The following is a 4,738-nucleotide window of genomic DNA, read 5'->3' on the forward strand; positions in this document are numbered from 1 at the left end:
ACACTGCTCCGGCCCAGGCTCCGGCGGTTCCCCTGCAGCCGTCTGCACAACAGCCTGTGGCACCGGTGAACCCGGCCGCTCCGGCTGCGCCTGCCGCTGCGACCGAGGCACCGGCCGCTCCGGTGGTCGCTGCCGCCGGCCAGGGCGTGGTCAAGGTTCAGTTCACCGCCGATTGCTGGACCCAGGTGACCGATGCCGATGGCAAGGTCATCCTCGAGGGCCTCAAGCGCAAGGGGGACTCGCTGGAAGTCGCTGCCAAGGCGCCGGTCCAGTTGCGCCTGGGCTTCGCCCAGGGCGCCCAGGTCAGCTACAACGGCCAGCCGGTCGAAGTCACGCCGGCGCGCGGTGGCACCGCGCGCCTGAAGTTGGGTGGACAGTAAGATGCATTGCGAGTCTCCGATCAAACGTCGCCTGTCCCGCAAGATCTGGGTGGGTAACGTGCCGGTGGGTGGGGATGCCCCCATCGCCGTGCAGAGCATGACCAACACCGACACCCTGGATGTGGCCGCCACCGTGGCGCAGATCCGTCGTCTGGAAGATGCAGGCGCCGACATCGTCCGCGTCTCCGTGCCGGATATGGACGCCGCCGAGGCCTTCGGCAGGATCAAGCAGCAGGTCAAGGTACCCCTGGTTGCCGACATCCACTTCGACTACAAGATCGCCCTGCGCGTGGCCGAACTTGGCGTCGATTGCCTGCGCATCAACCCGGGCAACATCGGTCGCGAAGACCGCGTGAAGGCCGTGGTGGATGCCGCTCGCGAGCGCAATATCCCGATCCGCATCGGCGTCAACGCCGGCTCGCTGGAGAAGGACCTGCAGAAGAAGTACGGCGAGCCGACCCCCGAGGCGCTGCTGGAATCGGCCATGCGTCACGTCGATCACCTCGACCGCCTGGACTTCCAGAACTTCAAGGTCAGCGTGAAGGCCTCCGACGTGTTCATGGCGGTGGCCGCCTACCGTCTGCTGGCCAAGCAAATCGAACAACCCCTGCACCTGGGCATCACCGAAGCCGGCGGCCTGCGTTCGGGCACCGTGAAGTCGGCTGTCGGCCTGGGCATGCTGCTCGCCGAAGGCATCGGCGACACCATCCGTATCTCGCTCGCCGCTGACCCGGTGGAAGAGATCAAGGTCGGCTTCGACATCCTCAAGTCGCTGCGCCTGCGCTCCCGTGGCATCAACTTCATCGCCTGCCCGAGCTGCTCGCGGCAGAACTTCGATGTGGTCAAGACCATGAACGAGCTGGAAGGCCGCCTGGAGGACCTGCTGGTGCCGCTGGACGTCGCCGTTATCGGCTGCGTGGTCAACGGTCCGGGCGAAGCCAAGGAGGCCCACATCGGCCTCACCGGCGGCACGCCGAGCAACCTGATCTACATCGACGGCAAGCCGGCGCAGAAGCTGCAGAACGATAACCTGGTGGATGAGCTGGAACGGCTGATCCGCGAAAAAGCGGCCGAGAAGGCCGAGGCCGACGCCGCATTGATCGTGCGCGGCTGACCGCAACAAGGATCCTAAGTGAGCAAGTCCCTGCAAGCCATCCGTGGCATGAACGACATCCTGCCGGACCAGACCCCGGCCTGGCGCTACCTGGAGCGCACCTTCGCCGGCCTGCTGGACAGCTACGGCTACAGCGAGATCCGCCTGCCGATCCTCGAGTTCACCGAGCTCTTCGCCCGCGGCATCGGCGAGGGCACCGACGTGGTCGACAAGGAGATGTACACCTTCCTCGACCGCAACGGCGAATCCCTGACCATGCGTCCGGAAGGTACCGCGGGCTGCGTACGCGCCGTGCTGGAGCATGGCCTGTCGGGCGGCGGCCAGGTGCAGAAGCTGTGGTACACCGGCCCGATGTTCCGCTACGAGAAGCCGCAGAAAGGCCGCTACCGCCAGTTCCACCAGATCGGCGTGGAAGTCTTCAACCTGCCCGGTCCGGACATCGACGCCGAGCTGATCATCCTCACCTGGCGCCTGTGGCAGAAGCTGGGCATGGCCGACGCCGTGACCCTGCAGCTGAACACCCTGGGCTCCAGCGAAGCCCGCGCGCGCTACCGTGACGACCTGGTGGCCTACCTGCAGGAGCGCTTCGAGCAACTCGACGAAGACAGCCAGCGCCGCATGACCACCAACCCGCTGCGCATCCTCGACAGCAAGGTGGAAAGCACCCAGGCCCTGCTGGTCGGCGCGCCGAGCCTGCACGACTACCTGGACGAAGAGTCGATCGCCCACTTCGAGGGCCTCAAGGCCCGCCTGGACGCGGTCGGCCTGCGCTACGAGATCAACCAGAAGCTGGTGCGCGGCCTGGACTACTACTGCCGCACCGCTTTCGAATGGGTGACCGACAAGCTCGGCGCCCAGGGCACCGTCTGCGGCGGGGGCCGCTACGATGGCCTGGTCAGCCAGTTCGGCGGCAAGCCGACGCCGGGCGTGGGCTTCGCCATGGGCGTTGAGCGCCTGGTGCTGCTGCTGGAAACCCTGGGCGTGGTGCCCGCCGAACTGAACCGCCCGGCAGACCTCTACGTCTGCGCCTTCGGCGAGCCGGCGGAGCTGGCTGCGCTGACCCTGGCGGAAAAGCTGCGCGAGGCCATTCCCGGCCTGCGCCTGCTGGTCAACGCCGGTGCCGGCAGCTTCAAGAGCCAGTTCAAGAAGGCCGACAAGAGCGGCGCACAGTTCGCCATGATTCTGGGTGACGACGAACTGGCCAACCGCGTGGTAGGTTTCAAGCCCCTGCGTGGCGAGGGCGAACAACAGAATATCGCCTGGGATGCTCTGCCCGAGCACCTGGCTGCCTGCCTCAAGCAGGCCTGAATCGAGCGGATAGGAGTATTGGGGTGAGTAACCGTACCGAAGAAGAACAGATCGCTGACATCAAGGACTGGTGGCAGCGTAACGGCATGCCCCTGCTGACCGGCGCCGCTCTGGCGCTGATCGTGGTGTTCGGCTGGCAGGCCTGGAAGAAGTACCAGACCAACCAGTCCCAGGGCGCTTCCATCATTTACCAGGCCCTGCTGGAAACCGCGCTGAACCCGACCGGCAAGCCCGACACCGCCAAGGTTGCCGAGCTGGCCAACAAGTTGACCACCGACTACGCCGGCACTCCGTACGCCCAGTACGGCCGACTGTTCGTCGCCAAGGTCGCAGTGGACAACGGCAAGCTGGACGACGCTGCCTTCGAGCTCAAGGCCGTGGTCGACAAGCCGGTTGACGCGACTCTGGGCGAGCTGGCTCGTCAGCGCCTGGCTCGTGTCCTGGCTGCCCAGGGCAAGGCTGAAGACGGCCTGAAGCTGCTCGACGGCAACGTCGACAAGGCCTACGTCGCCACCCGCGAAGAACTGCGCGGCGACCTGCTGCTGCAGCTCAAGCGCAATGATGACGCGCGTGTCGCCTACGAAAAGGCCAAGGCTGCCCTGCCCGAAGACGCCGCCGTCGGCGCCCTGCAGATGAAACTCGACGACCTGGCCAAGGGAGACGCCTGAGATGTTGCGTTGGAAACACGTTGCACTGCTGGCACTGACCCTGATGGCTGTGGGTTGCAGCAGCAATAGCAAGAAAGAACTGCCGCCGGCAGAACTGACCGATTTCAAGGAAGAGGTTCGCCTGGAGAAACAGTGGAGCCGTTCGGTGGGTGATGGCCAGGGCGACCTGTACAACCTGCTCGAGCCCGCCGTGGATGGCCAGACCATCTACGCCGCGTCTGCCGAAGGCCGCGTCATGGCCATGCAGCGCGAAACCGGCGAAGTGCTGTGGAAGAAAGACCTCGATCTGCCGATCTCCGGCGCCGTCGGCGTGGGCAACGGCATGGTCCTGCTGGGCACCCTGCGCGGCGACGTGATCGCCCTGGACGCAGGTTCCGGTGAGCAGAAGTGGCGCGCCAAGGTCACCAGCGAAGTGCTGGCTGCCCCGGCTACCAACGGTGACGTGGTGGTGGTGCAGACCCAGGACGACAAGCTGATCGGCTTCGACGCCTCCACCGGCAACCAGCGCTGGATCTACGAAGGTACCGTTCCGGTGCTGACCCTGCGCGGCACCGGTGCTCCGCTGATCTCCGGCCGCCTGGCCCTGGCGGGTCTGGCCAGCGGCAAAGTCGTCGCCGTGGACGTCGAGCGTGGCCTGCCGGTCTGGGAACAGCGCGTGGCCATTCCGCAAGGCCGTTCCGAACTGGACCGCGTCGTCGATATCGACGGTGGTCTGCTGCTGGTCGACAACGTGCTCTACGTTGCCAGCTACCAGGGCCGCGCCGCGGCGCTGGACGTCGGCACCGGCCGCGTACTCTGGCAGCGTGAAGCTTCCAGCTACGTGGGCGTCGCCGAAGGCACTGGCAGCGTGTTCATCAGCCAGGCCAGCGGCACCGTGGAAAGCCTCGACTCCCGTGGTTCGTCCTCGCTGTGGAGCAACGACGCCCTGGCTCGCCGCCAGCTGTCCGCTCCGGCGGTGCTGTCGAGCAACGTGGTCGTGGGTGACCTGGAAGGTTATGTACACCTGCTGAGCCAGGTGGATGGTCGTTTCGTGGGCCGCGAGAAGGTCGACGGTGACGGCGTGCGGGTTCGCCCGCTGGTAGTCGGCAGCTGGATGTACGTGTTCGGCAACAGCGGCAAGCTGGTCGCCTACACGATTCGCTAAGCTGAGTGTTACTGCCGGGGGGGGGGGGGGGGGGGGGGCCCCGGGCCGGGGGGGGGATGGGTAGAATAAGATAATGCAGGGGGAATTAGGTATGGATGGTAACAGTAGGCGGGGCCCCACCCCG

The 4,738-nt window shown here is 66.1% G+C and carries 5 protein-coding genes; all 5 read left to right on the top strand.

Going from position 1 to position 4,738, the window contains the following annotated elements; all coding sequences use genetic code 11:
* Window positions 1–380: DUF4115 domain-containing protein (locus ACCC94_RS27790; protein WP_413352814.1), on the top strand; the 380-nt coding region annotated here is incomplete at its 5' end.
* Window position 381: 1 nt separating this feature from the next.
* Window positions 382–1,494 carry a flavodoxin-dependent (E)-4-hydroxy-3-methylbut-2-enyl-diphosphate synthase gene (gene ispG / locus ACCC94_RS27795; protein ID WP_413352815.1) on the top strand — a complete coding sequence of 371 codons (1,113 nt, stop codon included), beginning with the start codon at window positions 382–384 and terminating at the stop codon, window positions 1,492–1,494.
* Between the two features lie 18 nt (window positions 1,495–1,512).
* A complete protein-coding gene (gene hisS / locus ACCC94_RS27800; RefSeq protein WP_413352816.1) occupies window positions 1,513–2,802 on the top strand; it encodes a histidine--tRNA ligase in 1,290 nt (429 codons plus the stop codon).
* Between the two features lie 23 nt (window positions 2,803–2,825).
* Window positions 2,826–3,470 carry a YfgM family protein gene (locus ACCC94_RS27805; protein WP_413352817.1) on the top strand — a complete coding sequence of 215 codons (645 nt, stop codon included), beginning with the start codon at window positions 2,826–2,828 and terminating at the stop codon, window positions 3,468–3,470.
* A gap of 1 nt (window position 3,471) precedes the next feature.
* Entirely contained in the window at window positions 3,472–4,614 is a 1,143-nt protein-coding gene (gene bamB / locus ACCC94_RS27810; protein WP_413352818.1) for an outer membrane protein assembly factor BamB, read from the top strand.
* Window positions 4,615–4,738 lie beyond the last annotated feature (124 nt).

The sequence above is a fragment of the Pseudomonas sp. Pseusp97 genome, from assembly GCF_047304025.1.
Taxonomy (GTDB): Bacteria; Pseudomonadota; Gammaproteobacteria; order Pseudomonadales; family Pseudomonadaceae; genus Pseudomonas.

Coding starts and splice junctions, on each gene's coding strand:
- bamB (WP_413352818.1), top strand. CDS start 3,472: ATGTTGCGTTGGAAACACGTTGCACTGCTGGCACTGACCCTGATGGCT.
- ispG (WP_413352815.1), top strand. CDS start 382: ATGCATTGCGAGTCTCCGATCAAACGTCGCCTGTCCCGCAAGATCTGG.